The organism is Salinicola sp. RZ23, assembly GCF_003206675.1.
GTDB classification, from domain to species: domain Bacteria; phylum Pseudomonadota; class Gammaproteobacteria; order Pseudomonadales; family Halomonadaceae; genus Salinicola; species Salinicola endophyticus.
This window is the reverse complement of record NZ_PZJK01000006.1, coordinates 130226-150813: the sequence shown is the minus strand read 5'-3', so window position 1 is coordinate 150813 and position 20588 is coordinate 130226. Positions and strand designations below refer to the sequence as shown.

Below are 20588 nucleotides of genomic sequence, written 5' to 3'. Positions count from 1 at the left end.
GGCGCTCGTGGACCACGTCTGGCCCGGGGGGGCTGATCGGCGCATCGGGGCTCGGCCGCAGCCTGCCCGAGGGGCGCTCCCCGCAGTGTGGATGAGACCCGCCCGAGCGTGAAGTCCCTCACGGCGGTCGGATTCATCCGCGCCGCTATCGACGTGTACGGTGTCGTCGGTGAATACGTTCAGTAGCCGGCGCTGGGGTCGATGGTCTCGATCGCTTCACCGCGGGAGAGGCGTCCCAGCGCTTCGGCGACCTGGTCGGCGGCGGCGCCGATCGGGGTGGGGCCGGCCATGTGTGGCGTGATCAGAATCCGTGGATGGCGCCACAGCGGGCTGTACGCCGGCAGCGGCTCCTGCGGGAAGGCGTCGAGAAGCGCCCCGCGCAGATGGGCGTCGTCGTCGGCGTCGCCGCTGCCGAGGGCATTGAACAGGGCGGCTTCATCGATCAGGGTACCGCGGCCGGGGTTGATCAGGCTGGCCCCCGCGGGCAGCCTGGCCAGGGTGTCGCGGTCGATCAGTTGGCGGGTAGCCGGGGTATCCGGCAGCAGCGTCACCAGCGTCATGACCTGACCGAGCAGGGCTTCGAGGCCGGCAGTGCCATGGTGGCAGACGATGCCCTCGAGCTGCTTGGGCGAGCGACTCCAGCCGTGCACGGGATAGCCGTCGGCGGCCAGCATCTGGGCCACGCGGGTGCCGATTGCGCCCAGCCCGAGGATGCCGATGCCCCACTCGGCCTTGTCGACCACCGTGACCTCGCGCCAGGTTCGCGAGCGCTGCTGGCGCTGGTAGCGGTCGAAGTCGCGCTGGAAGTGGAGCACGCCGTAGCGCACGTAGTCGCCGATCAGTTCACCCATGCCGGCGTCGCGCAGCTTGACGATGGGAATTTCCCGCGGCAGCGCGGGGTTGTTGAGCAGGGCATCGACCCCGGCGCCGAGATTGACAATGCCGCGCAGCCCGCGCTGCTCTTCGAGCAGCGTCACCGGAGGCTTCCACGCTACCAGATAGTCGACCTGGGGATTGCCGTGCTCGGCGCCCAGGTGGAACTCGGCTTCGGGTAGACGCTTGGCGAGCACCTCTCGCCACTGGGCGGCATCCTGATGGTAGATCAGTACCTGCATGTTGCCTCCTGGGCGAAGTGGGGGGACTCAGATCGCTGGTCAGGACCAGGTCTGCGGCAGTGGCAAGCCAGGGGGAGACGGAAAGACATCCGACGCTGGTGATCGACAGTGGGACAGTGCGTTTCGGATAACCCGGCAATCCCGTCATTGGAAGAAAATCAGGAAGTAGCCGAACACCAATAACGCCAAGTAGTCTGCCAGAAGCGTGCCGAGCGTCAATAATTTTGCCCAGCTCGTACGCTCGCGCTCACCGTGCGCAGGCAGCGCCCGACAGCGATGCTGAAAAAGAGTGAGCCCAGCGGCTCGGTAGGATGGATAAGTGTCAGCGCCCCAGACAGAAGCCGACGGTTACCGCTGGCTGACCGTTCGGTGGCAGTTCAATAGTCGTCACCTTTTTCAGCCCCTGTTGACCTGATTTTTTCCCTCTTGTCCCGCGCCCGATGTCGGGCGCGGGGTGTCCCTTTACCCACCCTATGCCTTGTCTGGACGGTGGAAGAGTAGCGTGATGATCACGGAAGAGGCCGCCAGAGCCGACATCAGCATGAACGCCTCGGCGAAGCCGCCGCTCTGCCCCACGATCCAGCCGGTCAGGGCCGGAGCCAGGAAACCGGAGATCGCGAAGCCGAAATCCATGATTCCGAGTGACGTGGCGGAACGGTCACGGGCGACGTCGATATTGACCGCGTAAAATGCCGCGTTCGCGCCCATGGACGCGGCGACGGCAATGGTGATCAGGATCAGCGCAAGTGTCAGGTTGTCGGTGAAGGCGACCGGCAGGATCACCAGCGCGGCAAGACCTTGGGTGGCGGCAATCAGATAGCTTCGGGCAATGCGCAGCTTACCGGTGCGCCGCAAGAGCGTATCCGACAGATTGCTGAGCAGAATCAGCGCAAAGGCAGCGGCAAGCCAGGGGGCGACAGAGAACCAGCCAACGCTGGTGATCGACAGTTTGAAAGTGTGTTCCAGATAACCCGGCAGCCATGACATGAAGAAGAACAGAAAGTAGCCGAACACGAAGAACGCCCAGTTGTTCGCCATCAGCGTGCCGTTGGTCAATAACTTGGCCCAACTGGTGCGCTCGCGCGTGGCGTCGACGGCATTATCGTCTGGCGTCTGCGTTTCCTGATCCGCGATGACGGCGATTTCGCCGGCATTCACCCTGCTGCTGTCTTCGGGATGGTTGCGGAACAGCACCCACCACAACGGCATCCATAGAAGGCTGATGGCGCCGAGCAGGATGAACATCTCGCGCCAGCCCGTGATCGCGGTGAGATAGGAGACGATTGGGGCACCAATCGCCAGCGAGATAGGCACCGCGACGAGCGAATAACCGAGGGCGCGACCGCGCTCCCGTCCCGATAGCCAGTTCGCAATGGCACCGGTCTGCCCGGGAAACATCGGCCCTTCGGCCAGGCCGAGCGCAGCGCGCGCGACAAGGATGAGAAGAAAACTGCTGGCCAGGCCGACCAGGGCGGTTGCCACCGCCCAGGCGACAACCGAGACCGCCAGAACGATGCGCGCACCGAACCGGTCGACCAGAATGCCGCCCAAGAGAGTCGTGACGGCGTATCCGATCCCGAAGGCGCCCAGGATCATGCCCTGCTGCGCATCGCTGAGGTTCAGCTCTTTCGACATCGGTCCGATGGCGTAGGAGATTGCCGAGCGATCGATATAGTTGATAAGGATGATCGCGGCGAGCATTGCAACGATGACCCAGCGAAAGCTTGATGCGCCACTTGATGGGGAGGCGTGTTGAGTTGGTATGGCCATGTCTTCCTCCTTCTGGCCCCGGCATATTGGACAGGGCCTGATAGTTGCAGCCGGCACAGGGGGAAGCTCGGTTTCCCTGAGGGGTATTGGGCGTCTGCGCATGTCTTGACTTCACATCGCTGACTCCCTATCCCTCACTTCACATCGCGGTATCGGTTGCCCGGCCGAACATGACAATGTGACAGTTGGTTACTGAGAAAATTCAGTTCCCTGAAAAGCCCAAGCGTCCAGGCTTGTGTGCCGAGTCAGCCGATCACGCCGACGCTTCCGGTGATCAGCGCACAGGCTTCGCTGAAGATCACTCAGCCCCAGATGGCATGTCGCGTGTGCTGCGAAGGCCGTAGAGGAAACGATCCGTTACATCATAAAAGTCAGCATCATCAAGATCGTCAATGTCTCGATTCCGGCAATCGGAAAGCCCCCCGAGGATGAGGCCGACCGGCAATCGGTTCAGTAGACGATTTCCAGCATCGGCGGCGGCGCTTCGCCGATCAGCCGGGCGAGTATATCGAGGGCGTTGGCGAGCCGCCCCAGGTCGCTCTCGGCGCCGAGGCTGAGACGCACGCGCTGCGGCGCCGGTGTCTGCTCGACCAGGAACGGCTGCGCGGTGGTGATCGCCACGCCCTCCTGGCGCGCCTGCTGCTTGAGCTCCTCGGCGCGCCATGGCGACGGCAGCGCGATCCAGGCGTGCAGGCTGCTGGGGCGCGCGTCGAGGGTGTGGCCGGCCAGGCGGCGGGCGGTCAGCGACTGGCGCTCGGCGAGTAGCTGGCGCTGCTCATGGGCCAGCGTGTCGATCATCCCGTTGGCGAGCCAGTAGTCGGCCAGCTCGAACACCAGCGGTGTCGCCATCCAGCTGGTGGCACGCAGGCGCGGCAGGGTGTGGTGCATCTGCCCGCGGGGCACGCTGAGATAGCCGGCGCGCAGTCCGGGCACGGTGGCCTTGGTCAGGCTGGTGACATGGAAGCTCTGCAGCGGCAGGCGCGCGGTGAGCGGGGTCAGTCCGTGCGGTTCGAGCAGGGCGTGGACGTCATCCTCGATCAGCCAGACGCCGTGGCGTTCGAGCACCCGGGCGACGGCGTCACGCCGGGTGTTCTCCATGGTCGCGCCGGTCGGGTTGAGCTGGGTCGGGGTGAGGCATACCGCCCGCGGGCGGTGGCGCACGATGGCTGCTTCCAGGGCTTCGGGGATCACGCCCTGGCGGTCGATGGCGACCCCACGCAGCTGGAAACCGAGGGTGCGCGCCAGCGAGATCAGGCCGTGGTCGGTGAGCGACTCGGTGAGCACCACGTCGCCGTGCTGGACCACGGTGGCGATCGCCAGCATCAGGCCGTGGGCGGCACCGTTGCAGAGCAGCCGCTCCTCTACCTCGCCGGGTACTCCTAGGCGCTCACGGAGCCAGGCATCGGCGCGCTCGCGCTGGTGGATCAAGCCGGCGATCGGACGGCAGGCGCCGATCACGTCGGCGTGGGCGGTACGTGCCAGCTCTGCCAGCGCTTCGCGGAAGCGCAGATGGTGCGACGGCAGGCATACCGGATGGGCGATCGAGAGATCGATCAGGCTGTCGTCGGCGAGGGTGGCCGGTGCGCGCAGGAACTCGCTCTCGGCATCACCTTCGGTATCGCGGATCCAGGTACCGCTGCCGACCCTGGCCTGCACCAGACCACTCTTCTCCGCCTGCTCGTAGGCCCGGGATACGGTTTGCACGCTGACCCCGAGTGTCTCTGCCAGCTCGCGGTGGGTGGGCAGTCGGGTACCCGGGGAGAGAACCCCTTGGCGCAGCGCCTCGGCGAGGGCGCGGGCGATGGCCAGGTACTTCGGACCCTGGGTCGAAATATAGGGTGTGAGGTCGATTGTCATGATGCAATAAAGCCTTTGACGCCAGGACGCGCGACGATGCTACTATCGTCCTTGATGCATTGACCGATAATTGTCCTGATTTTTTCGAGATTTGATCATGACAATTTCACATCCGGTCGGCAAGCGGTAGGACAGGCCGGTGCTCGGCGCGCTGGCAGCCTGCGTCCTGATAATTCGGTCCCGTTAGTCGAGTGGCTCCATGTTCCAGGTTTCCCTGCCTTTTTCGCGTGAAGAGTACGCCAGCCGTTTGCATAAAGTGCGCGTGTCGATGGCCAATCGTGGCCTCGATGTGCTGATCGTCAGCGACCCCTCCAACATGGCCTGGCTGACCGGCTACGACGGCTGGTCGTTCTATGTCCATCAGTGCGTGCTGGTGGGGCTGGAGGGGGAGCCGGTATGGTACGGCCGGCGTCAGGATGCCAATGGCGCCTGGCGTACCTGCTGGATGCACGAGGAGCGGGTGCGCTACTACCCGGACTACTACGTGCAGAACCCGGACATGCATCCGATGGAGTATCTGGCCCAGTCGGTGCTGCCGGAGTACGGCTGGCATACCGGCAGCATCGGCCTGGAGATGGACAACTACTACTTCTCGGCGCGGGCTTACACCAGCCTGGTCAAGGAGCTGCCCCACGCCCAACTGAGCGATGCCACTGCACTGGTCAACTGGTGTCGTGCGATCAAGTCGCCGCAGGAGGTCGCCTACATGCGCGTGGCGGCACGCATCGTCGAGGGCATGCACTCGCGCATCCTGGAGATGATCGAGCCGGGCCTGGCCAAGAGCAAGTTGGTCTCCGAGATCTACCGCGTCGGCACCGAGGGCTGGACCGACCCCAACGGCGTGGTGCATGGCGGCGATTATCCTGCCATCGTGCCGCTGCTGCCCACCGGCAGCGACGCCGCCGCACCTCACCTGACCTGGGACGACACCCCTTTCCGCCGCGGTGAGGGCACCTTCTTCGAGATTGCCGGCTGCTACAAACGCTACCACGCGCCGCTGTCGCGGACGGTCTTCCTGGGCACGCCGCCCAAGGAGTTCCTGCGCGGCGAGTCTGCGCTGCTCGAGGGGATCGAGAACGGCCTCGCAGTGGCCAAGCCCGGCAATCGCTGTGCCGACATTGCGCTGGCGCTGGGCGCGGCGATGGACAAGTACGGCTTCGACCGCGGCGGCGCGCGCTGTGGCTATCCCATCGGCATCAGCTATCCGCCGGACTGGGGCGAGCGCACCATGAGTCTGCGCCCCTCCGACGAGACGATCCTCGAGCCGGGCATGACGTTCCACTTCATGCCGGGCATGTGGATGGACGACTGGGGCCTGGAGATCACCGAGAGTATCCTGATCACCGAGAAGGGCGCCGAGCCGCTGTGCGAGTTTCCGCGACAGCTGTTCGTCAAATAGACGCGCCGATCTTTCGCCGAACCGCTTGTCTTCGGCAGCGTTTCGTCAACCAGGATCGTGTCGGCGCGGTCTGAGGTTCTGTACGAAATGTCATCTTTCAAGGATGCGTTCAGCGGCCAGGCGCCGAGGACGCGCCACCCGTTTCAGTGAGGAGAGTTAGCATGCCCGCATCCCTGCGTCCCAGTCCGATCAGCGCCAGCGTCGACTTCGACGCCCAGGGCGTGCAGCACGGTTTTCTCAAGCTGCCGATCTCGGTGGACGAGTCCGCCTGGGGTGCGGTGATGATCCCGATCACCGTGGTCGCCAACGGCGAAGGGCCGACGGCGCTGCTCACCGGCGGCAACCATGGCGACGAGTACGAAGGCATCACCGCGCTGATGAAGCTCGCCAACACCCTCAAGGCGGGTGACGTGCGCGGCCGGGTGATCATCGTGCCGATGATGAACGTGCCGGCGGCGGAAGCCGGCAAGCGGACCTCGCCGCTGGACGGTGGCAACCTCAACCGCAGCTTCCCCGGCGACCCCGACGGCAGCGTGACCAGCCAGATCGCCGACTACTTCACCCGCGTGCTGGTGCCGATGTGCGACGTCGCGCTCGACCTGCACTCCGGTGGCCGCACCCTGGATATCGTGCCCTTCGCTGCCGCCCACCGCCTCGACGATCTGGAGCAGGAGCGTGCCAGCCTGGGCGGTGCGGTAGCCTTCGGCGCGCCCTACGCGATGATGATGTTCGAGCTCGACGCCACTCGGCTCTACGACACGGCGGTGGAGTCCCAGGGCAAGACCTTCGTCACTACCGAGCTCGGCGGTGGCGGTACCTCGACCCCGACCAGCCTGGCCATCAGCGAGCGCGGCGTGCGCAACTTCCTGATCCACTATGGCCTGGTCGAGGGTGAGCTGGAGACCTCCGACGAGCCGATGATCTATGTCGATATGCCCGATGCCAGCTGCTATGTGCAGAGCGAGCACGCCGGTCTGCTCGAGCTTTCGGTGTCGCTGGGGGAGATGGTCGAGCAGGGCGACGTGCTGGCGCGGGTCTATGACATGACCCGCACCGGTACCGAGCCGGTCGAGTATCGCGCCCAGCGCGATGGCGTGCTGATCGCTCGGCGCTTCCCGGCCAAGGTCGGCATGGGCGACACCATCGCGGTGGTCGCCGAGGTGGTGCAGTCGTTGGAGAGAGCGTGAAACTCGACCGCTACGATCTCAAGATCCTGGCGATCCTGAGCCGCGACGGGCGTATCACCAAGTCGCGCCTGGCGGAGGCGATCAACCTCTCCGTCAGCCCCTGCTGGGAGCGGGTCAAGCGGCTCGAGAAGGCGGGTGTCATCCGCGGCTACAGTGCCCGGATCGACACCGACGTGCTGGTCAAGCTGACCCCGGTGTGGGTCCAGATCGAACTCAAGCAGCACAACGCCGAGAGCTTCGCGCGCTTCGAGCGTCTGGTCGAAGAGAGCGACGCCGTGGCCGAGTGCTTCGCCATCGGCGGCGGCATGGATTACCTGGTCAAGATCGAGCTGGAGAGCATCGACGCCTACCAGCGGCTGATCGATGCCTGGCTGGTGTCGGATCTCGGCATCGAGCGCTACTTCACCTATATCGTCACCAAGACGGTCAAGCGCCACGGGCCGCCGGTACTGCCCGACCCCGAGGGCTGAGGGGAAGGCTTCCTGAGTTTGGATGCCAGCTCCGCCCCTCTCACCGGTTTGCCAGGTGTGTCGTTCACATCAGAAGAACCCGGCATATGCCGGGTTTTCTGCGTCTGGGCGTTAGTAAGAGCATCCGGGACGACAGCGGCGGGGGGGGCACCGTCTATCCGCTCTGGCTATCCGGCGTGAGCCGGGTGTGGGAGGTATTCTCTTCTTGGGTTCGGCGCTGCTCGGTCTGACCCGGCTCAGGGCCGAGCAGCAGCACCGCCACCGCGGCGACCGCGGCCCCCAGGGCCATGACGATCGCCACCGCCTGCAGGTCGAGATCGAGGGTGAACAGCACCCCGACCACGATCGGCGACAGCGCCGCACCGCCGCGGCCGACGCCGATCGCGAAGCCGGTGCCCGAGGCGCGCTGGGCGGTCGGGAAGCGCTGGGCGAAGAGCGCGTAGAGACCGACCACGCCGGCGTTGGTGCAGAAGCCGGTCACCGCGACCAGCAGCGAGATGCCGGCCAGCGAGTCGGCACCGTGGCCGAACAGGGTCACCATGATCACCGACAGGCAGAGCGCGGCTATGGTGAGGCGATGGATCGGCAGATGGCGCCCGAGCAGCCCCAGCAGGGCACCGCCCAGGGCGCCGCCGATATTGGCCCAGACCAGCACGCCGGCGGCGTTGGCGGGGTCGAACCCCATGCCGACGACGATCTGTGGCACCCACTTGAGGATGAAGTAGAAGGTGGCGATGTGCATGAAGTAGGCCAGCGTCAGCAGCAGGGTGACGCGGATCAAGCCGGGACCGAACAGCGCCAGCGGCGAGTCGCCACCGCTCCGGGCCGGTGGTGTCGGTAGCCGCGCCACCGTGGCGTGGCCGAGACGACGCAGTTCGCGGTTGATCTTGTCGAGCGCCCCGGCGGGGCGGCGCTGGCACAGATAGGGCACGGTCTCGCGCAGCAGCCAGGCGGTGAGCGGGATCATCAGTGCGGTCACCAGGGCGCCGAAGTAGAACACCGCGCGCCAGTCGAACAGCCGCAGCAGCTGAGCGGCGATGGTGCCGCCGACGATGGCGCCCAGTGGATAGCCGATCGCCATCAGCGAGACGCACAGGTTGCGGCTCTTGTGGTTGGCGTACTCGGCGGCGGTGGCGTTGATCGAGGCGAGCATGCCGCCGATGCCGACCCCGGTGAGCACGCGCCAGGCGCCCAGCTCCGCCACGCTGCCGGCGCGCGCTGCCATCAGCATGCCGAGCGCCATCAGCAGCAGGCAGCCGAGGTTGACCGGGCGCCGGCCGATACGATCGGTCACTCCGCCGAGCAGGATCGAGCCCAGGGCCATGCCGATCAGCTCCATCGCCAGCACCACGCCGAGCTCGGCGCGGTTGATCCCCCACTCGGCGACGATACCCGGTGCGGCGAAACTGATCGCCAGCACGTCGAAGCCATCCAGCGCATTGAGCGCGACCGTGGTCGCCACGGCCAGAACCTGGGCGCGGCTCATCGGGGCTTCGTCGAGCAGCTTGCGCGGGTCGATGTCAGCGGCGGTGTCCGGTGTCATGCCCTACTCCTCTTTATCTCTTTTCAGCGCGCCTTTGGCAGAACGCCCTTGGCAGAANNTCTGCCAAGGGCGTGCGTCAGTCGCGGATACCCTGACGGCGGGTATCGATCACCACGCGGCCGTGGCCGGCGATGCGCGAGACGCAGGTACACAGCTTGTCGTCGGCGGCGTGCTGGCGGGCGCTGAAGTAGACGTCGCGGTGGTCGATGCTGCCCTCGTGGCTGACCACATCGACCGCGCACAGGCCGCACTCGCCGCGCTGGCAGTCGTAGAGCGCCTCGATGTCGTGGTCGATCAGCGACTCCAGCAGTGAACGGTGGGGCGGCACCTCGAAGCTGATCCCGAGATTGCGCACGCTGACCTCGAACGTCTCCTCCGGGCGCTCGCCGCCGTTGGCGAAGGTTTCGTAGCGCAGCGCCCACGGCGGCCGCGCCTCGGCTTCCCACAGCGCGCGTACATGCCGGCGCAGGCCCGCCGGGCCGCAGAGATAGGCCTCTCCGGCCGGGTCGAGTGTGGCCACCGCGCGTTGGATCGCCGGGGCCGCGCTGGCCGAATCCGGGTACACCTCCAGCGCCGCGCCCAGCGCCGAGAGCGCGGTCGCGAAGTGCTCGCGGGCACTGTCCCGGGAGACATAGATCAGGCGCAGGCGCTTGCCGGCGCGGTGGAGCGCCAGCGCCATGCCGTAGAGCGGGGTGATGCCGATACCGCCGGCGATCAGCAGATATTCGGGGTTGGCGAACGACAGCGGGAAGTGGTTGGCCGGCCCGGCGATGGTCAGTTTGTCACCGGGGGCGAGCTGCCACAGGTGCTCGCTGCCACCGCGGCTATGGACCAGACGCTTGACCGCGAAGCGGTAGACGCCGGCGTCGCCGGCCTCCTCGAGCAGCGAGTAGTGGCGGGTCTGGGGGTGGCCATCGAATTCGAGCTGCAGCGGCAGATGGCTACCCGGGGTGTAGGGCGCGGTCGCGCCGCTGTCCGGGCGCACCTCGAACAGGCGCACGTCGCTGCCCAGGTCGTGACAGCGCGCGAGGGTGGCCGGCTCCCAGCGGGGCGGGGTGTGGACCGAAGGCAGGCTGCGAGGGTTCATGGGACTCTCCTGGCCGCACGCGGCGGAATCATGGTTGACGGATCAGCGCACCGCCACTGACGGCATCCAGCCCGGCGGGATGGGCGAGGGCGCTGTCCAGGTTGCGCTGGGCGATGCGCGCGTGCTCGCGGGCGATCTGCTCGGCCCGCGCGCCCTCACCGGCGGCGAGGGCGTCGACCAGACAGCGGTGCTGATCGTTGGCGATGAACAGGATGCGGTGGGCGGAGGCGGAGTGGGCGTAGCTCATGACGAAGGCGCTGGGTGAGGCGAAGGGCAGATTGCCGATGCGCTCCAGCGCCTCGCTCAGCGCCATGCTCTCGGCAAGGGCGAGCAGATGCTGGTGGAATTCGCCGTTGAGCGTGACATAGCGATTCAGCGCCTCCTCGTCGAGCTGCGCCTGGGAGACGATGGTGTCGATGTGCTCCACCAGCCGGTGCAGGGGGGCCAGGCGTGACGCCGGGTGGCGCGCCTCGGCCGCCTGACGTGCGGCCAGCCCTTCCAGGGTGCCGCGGATCTCGATCGTCTGCTTGAGGTAGTCGGGGGAGAAGCCGCGCACCGCATAGCCGCCGCGCTCGGCGGCCTCGACCAGCCCCTCGTGTTCGAGGCGGACCAGGGCCTCGCGCAGCGGCGTGCGCGAGACCATGAGTCGAGTCGCCAGCGTCGGCTCCCACAGACGCTCGCCGGCGCTCAGGGTGCCGTCGAGAATCCAGTTGCGCAGGGTCAGTAGCGCTTTCAGCGATTGGCGCATGGTGGTCGCGTCCTCAGGCCTGGCGCGCGAAGACGCTGGGCGTCGACGTCTGCTCGCCGGCGGGTGGCGTCTCCTCCGCGGCGATCAGGCGATCGATGATGCGCCGCGCCCACATCGCGCCGGCGTCGATGTTGAGGTTGTAGAAAGGCGGGCGGTCGTACTTCGAGACCGCGATCTGCTGTGCCTGGAGCACCGCCTTGTCCTGGTCGTAGACCCCCTGGCCGTCGTTGACGTGGGCGTAGTGCAGGTACTCGGTCCAGTTGGGATCGTCGATATGGTGATCGCGGACGAAATTCCAGAAGTAGTGGCAGCTGGTGGCGGTCTCCGGCGTCAGCGCCGCCAGGAAGTAGCCGGTCACGCCGCGGGAGCGGTCTCCCTGCGGCGCGCCGGTGCCGGCTTCGGCCACGCCGACATCGCCGATGATGGTCGAGGGCGCCTCGAAGTGGATGTTGTGCCAGCGATCCACCGGCACGTCGCGGCCCAGCTGGCGGGCCCAGAAGGGCGGGGCATCGCCGTCGAGCATCCAGCGCTGGACGGTGACACTGCGCTCGTCGTGGGTGACGTCGAAGGGGGCGCGGGTGATCGAGTCGTGGCCGATACTGCCGGCGTGGACGAAGGTCTCGTGGGTGAGGTCGAGCAGGTTGTCGATCACCAGTCGGTATTCGCACTGCAGGCTGTAGAAGGTGCCGCCGCGGCCGGCCAGAGCGGGGTCGGCGTTCCAGTGGAAATCGGGGATGGTGGCGGTGTCGGCCTGGGCCGGGTCTCCCATCCACACCCACACCAGGGCGTGGCGCTCGGCCACCGGGAAGCTGCGCACGCAGGCGGCGGGGTTGATCGTCTCCTGCGACGGCATGTGGGTACAGCGGCCATGGGGGTCGAAGGCCAGGCCGTGATAGCCGCACACCACGCTGTCGCCATCCAGGCGGCCCAGCGACAGCGGCAGCAGGCGGTGCCAGCAGGCGTCCTGCAGCGCGGCGATCTGGCCGTCGCTTCTGCGATAGAGCACCAGGTCGGTTTCGCACAGCGTACGCGGCGTGAGCCGGTGCTGGATCTCATGGCCCCAGGCGGCGGCGTACCAGGCGTTCAACGGATAGCCACGGTTGGACATGGGTCATCTCCTCTCGGGTTCACGCCGTGACGTCGGTCGGCGGCTCGCGCGGTGGTCAGGGCGCGGGTGGCCGGTCAGGAAATCGGGGGTGAATGGCACGGCGTGTATACATGAATACGCCTGAGTCCTCTTTTTGGCGACGATTTTGTGCGTTTTTTAGCCAAAAGATGTAGATATCAGGAATGCGTGTATACAGCGGAGTGTCCGTCGTGGCGCACGTCCATCGCGCCGAAAAAACCGCAAGTTACCGCGGCGCTTTCGAAAAAAAGCGCAAGTGTCAGGGCGGCGGGACAAAAAGTTTCTGCACGCGCTAACCCCTAAGCTGGGGGCACTCGGCAGCGCCGGAGGGGATCTCTTCTCGGGTGCCGCCTGACCGTTACGCCCTCAGCGCCGCAGGAGGCGACAGCATGAAACTCAACGACCCGCGTCTTTTCCGTCAGTACGCCTATGTCGACGGCAAGTGGACCCATGGCAGCGAGGGTCGCGAGGAGGCGGTGGTCGACCCCGCCACCGGCGAGACCCTGGGCCACTGCGCCCTGCTGGAAGCCGCCCAGATCACCGCCACCGTGACCGCCGCCGAGGGGGCCTTCGCCGCCTGGCGGGCGCTCAACGTCAATGTGCGCGCCGAGAAGCTCAACCACTGGTACCGCCTGCTGCACGAGCACAAGGAGGACCTCGCCTATCTGATGACCCGCGAGCAGGGCAAACCGCTCAAGGATGCCCGCGGTGAGGTCGACTATGGCGCCAGTTTCATCCAGTGGTTCGCCGAGGAGGCCAAGCGCGCCTACGGCATGACCATCCCCAGCCATATCCCCGATGCGGCCCTGGGTACGCTCAAGGAGCCGGTGGGCGTGTCGGCGATGTTCACGCCGTGGAACTTCCCGCTGGCGATGATCACGCGCAAGGCCGGGGCAGCGCTGGCTGCGGGCTGTCCGGTGATCGTCAAGCCGGCCAACGAAACCCCTTACTCGGCGCTGGCGCTGGCCGAGCTGGCCGAGCGGGCGGGCATTCCGGCCGGGGTGTTCAACGTGGTCACGGGTGACCCGGCGACGGTCTCCGAGGTGCTGTGCAGCGACAACCGCATCCGCAACATCTCGTTCACCGGCTCGACCCGGGTGGGCAAGCTGCTGATGCGCCAGAGTTCGTCGAGCGTCAAGCGCATGTCGCTGGAGCTGGGCGGCAACGCGCCCTTCATCGTCTGCGACGACATGGACCCGGACGCCGCGGCCAAGGAAGCCGTGGCGGCCAAGTTCCAGACCGCCGGGCAGGACTGCCTCGCCGCCAACCGCATCTTCGTCCAGCGCGGTATCTACGACGCCTTCATCGAGCGCTTCGTCGCGCACATGGAAGCGCTCAGCGTGGGCAACGGGCTCGACGAGTGCGATATCGGCCCGCTGATCCATCGCCGTGCGGTGGAGATGGCCCAGGGCATCGTCGAGGATGGGGTGCGCCGCGGTGCGCGCAAGCTCGGCGGCGAGCGCTCGGCACCGGGGGCCAACTTCTTCGTCCCCACGCTGCTCGCCGATATCACCCCGGAGATGCGCGTGTTCCGCGAGGAGACCTTCTCGCCGGTGGCGGGTATCGGCGTGTTCGATAGCGACGACGAGGTGATCCGGCTGGCCAACGACACCGAGTACGGTCTCGCCGCCTACGTCTACACCCATGACGTGCGCCGCATCTGGAAACTGATGCGCGGGCTGGAGTACGGCATGGTCAGCGTCAACAGCGTCAAGATGACCGGCGCGCCGATCCCCTTCGGCGGCATCAAGCAGTCCGGACTCGGCCGCGAGGGCGGCGCCCAGGGGCTCGAGGAGTATCTCGACACCAAGTATTACTGTCTGGGTAATATGCCCTCGGCCAGTTCTTCTTGAGCCAACGCTGAATCGCTGACGGCGCTTCGCCGGCTCGTCTGGCGCCCAAGCGCTGTCGCATGAGCGGTGTCGCGCCGTATCATCAGCGTCGCATAGCTTTATCACGCGGGTATCACACAAGGGTCACGGTGACCGCTGCGCCCGCCGGGAACCACCATCAAACACCATCGACAGTCGCGGTGGTGGTTCCGCCTTCAGCAAGGAAAACGTCATGACCGATACGCGTAGCCTGATCGACAACGATCGTCGCCACGTCTTTCACGCCTCCACCCATCTGCGCGACTACGCCCATGGCGATGCGCCGGGGCGTATCATCACCGGTGGCCAGGGGATCTCCATCGTCGACCGCGACGGGCGTGAGATGATCGACGCCTTTGCCGGGCTCTACTGCGTCAACATCGGCTACGGGCGCAGCGAGATCGCCGAGGCCATCTACGCCCAGGCCAAGGAACTCGCCTACTACCACACCTATGTCGGCCACTCCAACGAGCCGCTGATCGCGCTCTCCGAGCGTATCGCCAAGCTCGCCGGCCACGGCCTCAACAAGGTCTACTACGGACTCTCCGGCAGCGATGCCAACGAGACCCAGATCAAGCTGGTGCGCTACTACCACAATGTCACTGGCCGGCCGCAGAAGAAGAAGATCATCTCGCGCCAGCGCGGCTATCACGGCTCCAGCATTGCCGCCGGTTCGCTCACCGGGCTGCCCGCCTTCCATCAGCACTTCGATCTGCCGATCGAGGGCGTGCTGCACACCGAGGCGCCGTATTATTACCGCCGGCCGCGGGGCGAGATGAGCGAACGCGAGTTCTCCGCCTACTGCGCCGAGCAGCTGGAGGCGCTGATCCAGCGCGAGGGTCCGGAGACCGTGGGCGCTTTCATCGGCGAGCCGGTACTCGGCACCGGCGGCATCATTCCGCCGCCGGAGGGCTACTGGGACGCAATCCAGGCGGTGCTCGAGCGCCACGAAATCCTGCTGATTGCGGACGAAGTCGTCAGTGGCTTCGGGCGCCTGGGCAGCGAGTTCGGCTTCCAGCACTACGGCATCCAGCCGGATCTGGTGACCATCGCCAAGGGGCTGACCAGCGCCTATCAGCCGCTTTCCGGGGTGATCGTCGGCGAACGGGTCTGGCAAGCGCTGGAGCAGGGCACCGGCGAGTACGGCCCGATCGGCCACGGCTGGACCTACTCCGGGCACCCGCTGGGCGCGGCGGCGGCGATGGCCAACCTGGACATCATCGAGCGCGAGAATCTGGTCGGCAACGCCGCCGAGACCGGCGCCTACTTCAACGCCCAGCTGGCCAAGACCTTCGGCGAGCACCCGCTGGTGGGCGACGTGCGCGGCCAGGGGCTGATGGCGGCGCTGGAATTCGCGCCGAAGAAAGGCGCCTACACCCCCTTCGATCCGGCGCTCAAGGTCGGCCCGCGGGTCGCGGCGGCGGCACTCGAGGAGAACCTGATCGCCCGTGCCATGCCCAACGGCGACATCCTTGGCTTCGCGCCGCCGCTGGTGATCGACCGCGGCCAGGTCGACGAGGTGATCGCCCGCGCCAAGCGTGCCATCGACAAGGTGACCGACGAGCTGACGCGCAGCGGCGATCTGCAGGGGTGAACTAAAGAGCCGATCCGAAGCGCTGCGCTGAAGGGGTGATCTAGAGAGATGTGCCCCGGCGTCGCGGTGGCATACCGCGACGCGCATTGATACCGGCACGCGCCTGCGGCAGGGTGAAAGCTCTGCCGCTTTTGGCATGATCGCCTCGGGAGCCTGTATGTCCGACCCCGTCACCCTGCACGATATCTACCTGGCCCGCCAGCGACTCGCCGGGCAGGCGGCACGCACGCCGCTGATCCTCTCCCAGACCCTATCGGCGCGCTTCGATGCCGAGATCTATCTCAAACTCGAGACGCTGCAACCGAGCGGCGCATTCAAGCTGCGTGGCGCGCTCAACAAGATCGCCTCGCTGTCGCCGGATCAGCTCGAACGCGGTGTCACCACGGCCTCCACCGGCAATCATGGCCGGGCGGTGGCGTGGGCGGCCCGGCGACTCGGCGCACGGGCTGTGATCTGCCTCTCCGAGCTGGTGCCGGCCAACAAGGTCGCCGCCATCGAAGCGTTGGGGGCGGAGGCGCGGGTGATCGGGCGCTCCCAGGACGATGCCTTCGTCGAGGCGCGGCGTCTGGTCGCCGAGGCGGGCATGGCGCTGATCGAGCCCTTCGATGACCCGCTGATCGTGGCCGGCCAGGGCACCATCGGGCTCGAGCTGATGGAGGACCTGCCGGATCTCGACCGCGTGCTGATCGGGCTCTCCGGTGGTGGGCTGCTCGGCGGTATCGGGCGCGCGGTCAAAGGCATCCACCCCGAGGTCCAGGTGACCGGCGTGAGCATGCAGAAAGGCGCGGCGATGCTCGATAGCCTGGCCGCGGGCAGGCCGGTCGAGGTCGAGGAAGAAGCCTCGCTCGCCGACTCGCTCGGGGGCGGGATCGGGCTCGACAACCGCTGCACCTTCGCGCTGGTGCGCGAGGTGATGGACGATCACTACCGGGTCTCGGAGCCGGCGATTGCCCGCGCCATGCTGCACTTCTTCGAGCAGGAGAAGATGCTGGTCGAGGGGGCTGCCGTGGTGGGGCTCGCCGCGATCGAGGAGCACGCCCTCGACATCCGCGGCCAGAAGGTGGCGCTGATCGTCTCGGGCAACGGCGTGGACGCAGAGACGCTGATGCGGGCGAGAACCCTGATCGACTATCCGCCGCGCTGATACGAATTCACGTGAATGGACGCAGGAGACATCCCTATGGAGCTCTACAACCGCGAGCAGATAGAGAACGTCGTCACGCTCGATCATGCCGCCCTGGAGGCGGTCGAAGCCGGCTTTCGTGCGCTGGGTGAAGGTAACGTGGTCCAGCCGCCGATCCTGTCGATGGCGATCGCAGAGTCCAACGGCGAGGTCGACGTCAAGACCGCCCATATCCAGGGCAATTCGCGCTTCGCGATCAAGGTCAGCCCCGGCTTCTTCGACAATCCCAAGCTGGGTCTGCCAAGCCTCAACGGGCTGATGATCGTGTTCTCGGCCAAGACCGGGCTGGTCGAGGCAGTGCTGTTCGACGAAGGCTATCTCACCGACATCCGGACTGCGCTGGCCGGCGCCATCGCCGCCAAGCATCTCTCGCGGCGCGACAGCCGCCGCGTTACCGTGCTCGGCGCCGGGCTGCAGGCGGAGCTGCAGGTCGCCGCGCTCAGGCTGGTGCGCGACATCGAGACGCTCGACGTCTGGGCCCGCGACATCGCCAAGGCCGAAGCCTATGCGGCGCGGATGCAGGAGACCTACGGGCTGAGCGTGGCGGTGCACACCGAGATCGGCAACACCTGCCGCGAAGCGGACATCATCGTCACCACCACGCCGTCGCGCGAGCCGCTGCTCTCCGGGGAACACCTGCGCGAGGGCGTGCATGTCACGGCGATGGGATCGGACAGCCCCGAAAAGCGCGAACTCGACTCCTCGGTGCTGGAGCGTGCCGACGTCTTCGTCGCCGATACCCAGGCCCAGAGCGAGCACAATGGCGAACTCAAGGTCTATGCCGGCCATCGCCCGCCGTTCACGGTGCATGAGCTGGGCCAGGTGATCGCCGGCGGCCAGTCGCCGCGCCGGGACGCCCGCGCCATCACCGTCTGCGACCTCACCGGCACCGGGGTGCAGGACACCGCCATCGCCGGCTTTGCGCTGTCTCGGCTGACGCCGTGAGCAGGGCGGGTGCGCCGTGCCACCCCAGCCGATGCCGAGGCCATCGCAACCATCCACGTCGACGCCTGGCGCAACAACTACCGCAGCTGGATCGCCGAGGCCACGCTGGCGGGGCTGGATGTCGCCGCGCGTGCCGCTGCCTGGCGCTCGCAGCTCGAGGCGGGGGCGGTGGTCTATGTCGGCACGCATTCGGACATCCGTACAGACACCCAGGCAGGTGAGCCGCTCGGCTGGGTGAGTGTCGGGCCTTTTCGCCAGAGCGAGAGCGCGCGGCCCGAGGTCCAGACACTCACCCCCGGCTGGGCCGAGCTCTATGGCTTCTATGTCGCCCCGCGGGCACAGCGCCAGGGCGTCGGCAGCGCCCTGTGGCAGGCCGCCCTGAGGTGGTGCCTTGACCAGGGCTATCGCGAGGTGGGGCTGTGGGTCCTCGCCGACAATGCGCCGGCGATTCGCTTCTACCAGTGCTGCGGTCTGTGCGATCTGGAACTCGATCAGGATTTCGCCATCGACGCGCAGCCGCTGGTGGAGAAACTGATGGCGCGGCCGCTGGTCATGCCGGCTCGCTGACGGCGGGGGGCGCCAGCGCTCGGGCACGCAAGACGATGAACAGCGACAGCACGCCGAGCAGGGCGAAGGCGTAGTGCAGCGTGATCAGACTGGCGGCGAAGCCGATCAGCGGCGGCCCCAGCAGCATGCCGCCGTAGCCCAGGGTGGCGACGCTGGCGATCGCGGCGCCGGGTGACATCTCGGGGTCGTTGGCCGCGCGCGAGAACGCCAGCGGCATCACCAGGGCATAGCCGATTCCCATCAGGAAGAAGCCGGCCAGGACGGGGTATAGCGTGCCGGAGAGCACCGCCAGGGCCACGCCCAGGGCGGCCGAGAGGCCGGCGAGACGCGTCGCCGTGGTGGTACCGAGACGCAGGATCAGCCCCGCGCCGACCAGCCGCATGATCACCATGGCGGTGGAGAAGATGGCGTAGCCCAGGGTGCTCTGGGCCGCGCTGGCCGAGGTGGCATCGAGCAGAAAGAGTGCGCTCCAGTCCGCCACGGCGCCTTCGCCGAGGGAGGCGCACAGGGCGACCACGCCGACCCACAGCAGCGCCCCTCGCGGTAACGGCAGGCGCCGGGCCGCGGCCTTGGGCGGTGACTGGCGGCGCTCGCCGGGCCACGGCACGGCGGCCACCACCGCGGTGACCGCGTAGAGCAGACCGCCCGCCATGAGGAAGTGCCATGGCAGTGGGAGCGCCAGGTGGGTCGCCAGGTAGCCGAGCGCCGCGCCTGCCCCGGCGCCCAGGCTCCACAGGGCGTGGAAGGAGGCCATCACCGGCTTGGCGAGGGCACGTTCGGCCTCGCCGGCCCAGCCGTTCATGGTCACGTCCATGGCTCCCTGCACGGCCCCGAACAGCACCAGCGCCAGGGCGAGTGTCCACACTCCGGGCGCCGCGGCGACCAGACCCAGTGCCAGGGCGCAGGCGATGGCCAGGGCGCGGGTGGTGCGTGCCGCACCGAAATGGTCGGCGGCGCGCCCGGCCAGCGGAAACGAGATCAGCGCGCCGCCCCCCAACCCCAGCAGCAGCAGGCCGAGCCCGGCGTCATCGAGACCGTGCAGCTCGGTGACCCGCGGAATGCGCGACGCCCAGGTGCCGAACAGACCGCCATTGAGAAAGAACATGGCGGCCACCGCGCTCCAGATGCGAACAGGGCTAGGCATGTACGATCCTCGGGCCGCTCTCCGCGAAAGCGCTCGTGTCAGCGGCTGCGGCGTCGGTGATCAGAGTGTCGATCTGTGTCAGCGGCACGGCCCGGTGGCGTGCACGACGACCGATCTTGTCCCGGGAGGCGAGAATCAGGGTGCGATCGGCAGCCGACGCCATCGCCTGCTTGAGTCGCGCCTCCTGGGCGTCGTCGGCGCTGAGTCCGAAGGTGCTATCGATCCCGCAGACGCCGAGCAGGGCGATCTCCGCATGCAGGTCGCCAGCGGCCAATAGCGCGGTGTCGCCCACATTGACACCCCCTGAGGCGCTCAGATCGCCCCCCAGCATGAAAACGGCGATGCCCTGCTTCTGGCAGGCGACGGCGATCCAAGGCGAGGGGGTGATGACCAGAAGCCCCGGACGTGGCGGGAGACGCTCGGCGAGCCCGAGCAGCGTGCTGCCGCCATCGATCAGCAAGGTCTTGGCTTCGGCGACCTCCTGCAGCGCGCGCTGAATCATGGCATCGGCCGCGGCTGAGCGCTGGGGGAGCCGATACTGGATCGGTGGCGCCGGTACTGCGGCCACGGCACCGCCGCGCACGCGCTGTGCCATGCCTGCACGCTCGAGCGCGATGATGTCGCGGCGGATGGTGTCCAGCGAGACGTCGAACTCCTGCGCCAGCCGGCTCGCGATCAGTTGATCGCCCCGGGACAGGCGCGCGGCCAGAAGCTCCTGGCGGGTTTCGGGGACATTGAGCTTTGCGTCATAATGCATGTTTTTGCTGTCATTTGCTGATTTGTGCGGTTTATAGCATGGCGACGTGCGCACATCCAGCGCGAGTGTCCACGAGCCGGCGCGGGTGTTTCGGGGTGCACCATCGTGCTGATATCTGGAGGCTGGCCGACAGGCCGCGAGGCGAGCCGGACATGGCGGGAAGAGCACGCGCTCGGGGAGAGCGGGTGCTGGCAGGCCACGGGGGCGAGGCGACGCGCAGTCGCC

17 protein-coding genes are annotated in these 20588 nt (G+C 67.2%); 8 read left to right on the top strand and 9 right to left on the bottom strand.

Going from position 1 to position 20588, the window contains the following annotated elements; all coding sequences use genetic code 11:
- Positions 1 to 179: 179 nt before the first annotated feature.
- The 3 genes from DOM67_RS05530 to DOM67_RS05520 form a co-directional block, all read right to left on the bottom strand.
- Complete coding sequence (locus tag DOM67_RS05530; RefSeq protein ID WP_110674664.1) at positions 180 to 1115, bottom strand: glyoxylate/hydroxypyruvate reductase A; 936 nt, start codon at positions 1113 to 1115, stop codon at positions 180 to 182.
- A 471-nt stretch (positions 1116 to 1586) separates the two neighbouring features.
- Complete coding sequence (locus tag DOM67_RS05525; RefSeq protein WP_110674663.1) at positions 1587 to 2885, bottom strand: MFS transporter; 1299 nt, start codon at positions 2883 to 2885, stop codon at positions 1587 to 1589.
- A gap of 450 nt (positions 2886 to 3335) precedes the next feature.
- Entirely contained in the window at positions 3336 to 4742 is a 1407-nt protein-coding gene (locus DOM67_RS05520; protein ID WP_110674662.1) for a PLP-dependent aminotransferase family protein, read from the bottom strand.
- A 199-nt stretch (positions 4743 to 4941) separates the two neighbouring features.
- On the opposite strand from DOM67_RS05520, the gene doeA reads away from it, so the two are divergent.
- The 3 genes from doeA to DOM67_RS05505 all read left to right on the top strand — a co-directional run bounded on the left by doeA (position 4942) and on the right by DOM67_RS05505 (position 7798).
- Positions 4942 to 6141 (top strand): ectoine hydrolase DoeA, encoded by a 1200-nt coding sequence (gene doeA / locus DOM67_RS05515; protein ID WP_110674661.1) that lies wholly within the window; start codon positions 4942 to 4944, stop codon positions 6139 to 6141.
- A gap of 161 nt (positions 6142 to 6302) precedes the next feature.
- A complete protein-coding gene (gene doeB / locus DOM67_RS05510) occupies positions 6303 to 7328 on the top strand; it encodes a N(2)-acetyl-L-2,4-diaminobutanoate deacetylase DoeB (protein ID WP_110674660.1) in 1026 nt (341 codons plus the stop codon).
- Positions 7325 to 7798 carry an Lrp/AsnC family transcriptional regulator gene (locus DOM67_RS05505; protein WP_110674659.1) on the top strand — a complete coding sequence of 158 codons (474 nt, stop codon included), beginning with the start codon at positions 7325 to 7327 and terminating at the stop codon, positions 7796 to 7798. Before doeB ends, DOM67_RS05505 begins: the two co-directional genes overlap by 4 nt.
- Positions 7799 to 7952: 154 nt before the next feature.
- Here DOM67_RS05505 and DOM67_RS05500 read toward each other — a convergent pair whose 3' ends face one another.
- From DOM67_RS05500 to DOM67_RS05485, 4 genes are all read right to left on the bottom strand, one after another.
- Positions 7953 to 9341: an MFS transporter gene (locus DOM67_RS05500; RefSeq protein ID WP_110674658.1), complete on the bottom strand. Its 1389-nt coding sequence runs from the start codon at positions 9339 to 9341 to the stop codon at positions 7953 to 7955.
- Positions 9342 to 9417: 76 nt separating this feature from the next.
- Positions 9418 to 10428: a PDR/VanB family oxidoreductase gene (locus DOM67_RS05495; protein ID WP_110674657.1), complete on the bottom strand. Its 1011-nt coding sequence runs from the start codon at positions 10426 to 10428 to the stop codon at positions 9418 to 9420.
- 28 nt (positions 10429 to 10456) lie between these two features.
- Positions 10457 to 11176, bottom strand: coding sequence for a GntR family transcriptional regulator (locus DOM67_RS05490; RefSeq protein WP_110674656.1), 720 nt, complete (start codon positions 11174 to 11176; stop codon positions 10457 to 10459).
- A gap of 13 nt (positions 11177 to 11189) precedes the next feature.
- Complete coding sequence (locus DOM67_RS05485; protein WP_110674655.1) at positions 11190 to 12284, bottom strand: aromatic ring-hydroxylating dioxygenase subunit alpha; 1095 nt, start codon at positions 12282 to 12284, stop codon at positions 11190 to 11192.
- 407 nt (positions 12285 to 12691) lie between these two features.
- On the opposite strand from DOM67_RS05485, the gene DOM67_RS05480 reads away from it, so the two are divergent.
- The 5 genes from DOM67_RS05480 to DOM67_RS05460 all read left to right on the top strand — a co-directional run bounded on the left by DOM67_RS05480 (position 12692) and on the right by DOM67_RS05460 (position 18462).
- A complete protein-coding gene (locus DOM67_RS05480) occupies positions 12692 to 14155 on the top strand; it encodes an NAD-dependent succinate-semialdehyde dehydrogenase (protein ID WP_110674654.1) in 1464 nt (487 codons plus the stop codon).
- Positions 14156 to 14366: 211 nt separating this feature from the next.
- Positions 14367 to 15767, top strand: a complete 1401-nt coding sequence (locus tag DOM67_RS05475; RefSeq protein WP_110674653.1) for an aminotransferase — start codon at positions 14367 to 14369, stop codon at positions 15765 to 15767.
- 157 nt (positions 15768 to 15924) lie between these two features.
- Positions 15925 to 16911 carry a hydroxyectoine utilization dehydratase EutB gene (eutB, locus tag DOM67_RS05470; protein WP_110674652.1) on the top strand — a complete coding sequence of 329 codons (987 nt, stop codon included), beginning with the start codon at positions 15925 to 15927 and terminating at the stop codon, positions 16909 to 16911.
- Positions 16912 to 16947: 36 nt separating this feature from the next.
- Entirely contained in the window at positions 16948 to 17895 is a 948-nt protein-coding gene (locus DOM67_RS05465) for a cyclodeaminase (RefSeq protein ID WP_110674651.1), read from the top strand.
- Positions 17896 to 17904: 9 nt separating this feature from the next.
- Positions 17905 to 18462 (top strand): GNAT family N-acetyltransferase, encoded by a 558-nt coding sequence (locus DOM67_RS05460; RefSeq protein WP_110674650.1) that lies wholly within the window; start codon positions 17905 to 17907, stop codon positions 18460 to 18462.
- On the opposite strand, the gene DOM67_RS05455 is transcribed toward DOM67_RS05460, so the two are convergent.
- Both DOM67_RS05455 and DOM67_RS05450 read right to left on the bottom strand, forming a co-directional pair.
- Complete coding sequence (locus DOM67_RS05455) at positions 18446 to 19606, bottom strand: MFS transporter (RefSeq protein ID WP_110674649.1); 1161 nt, start codon at positions 19604 to 19606, stop codon at positions 18446 to 18448. The two genes, DOM67_RS05460 and DOM67_RS05455, sit on opposite strands and share 17 nt — an antisense overlap.
- Positions 19599 to 20363, bottom strand: coding sequence for a DeoR/GlpR family DNA-binding transcription regulator (locus DOM67_RS05450; protein WP_110674648.1), 765 nt, complete (start codon positions 20361 to 20363; stop codon positions 19599 to 19601). Before DOM67_RS05450 ends, DOM67_RS05455 begins: the two co-directional genes overlap by 8 nt.
- Between the last annotated feature and the right edge of the window lie 225 nt (positions 20364 to 20588).